General features: G+C 45.0%; 1 protein-coding gene. It reads left to right on the forward strand.

Features of this window, described 5'->3' with window-relative positions; translation table 11 throughout:
* Positions 1 to 307, forward strand: a 307-nt coding sequence (locus tag AB4486_RS28360; RefSeq protein WP_372120165.1) for an ATP-binding protein, incomplete at both ends; no start/stop codon positions are given.

Genomic DNA, 307 nt, shown 5'->3' on the forward strand with positions numbered 1-307 from the left:
GTAGACACGTTAAAACACACGACAACTTTGAGTGAGAAGGAAGGAGTCAACTTACAAACTAAACGTGAAAAACTACTCGAAAGATTAGAGGCCACTCGTCGAAATATGCGCGATGCCGAAACCAGGCTGAAAGTAGTCAGTAACCGATTAGACCCAGATTCAGGAACCTTGTTCTCGTTCCTGGAGGCTAATCGACAGGGGTGGCAAAGCTCTCCACTTGGTCGTGTTCTCACCGATGAGCTTTTGATGGACACGACACTCACACCATCAATGACTGAAGATTCAGGTTCAATGTACGATTTATATA

Origin of the sequence: Vibrio sp. 10N.222.55.C6 (assembly GCF_041473395.1) — a bacterium.
Taxonomy (GTDB): domain Bacteria; phylum Pseudomonadota; class Gammaproteobacteria; order Enterobacterales; family Vibrionaceae; genus Vibrio; species Vibrio crassostreae_C.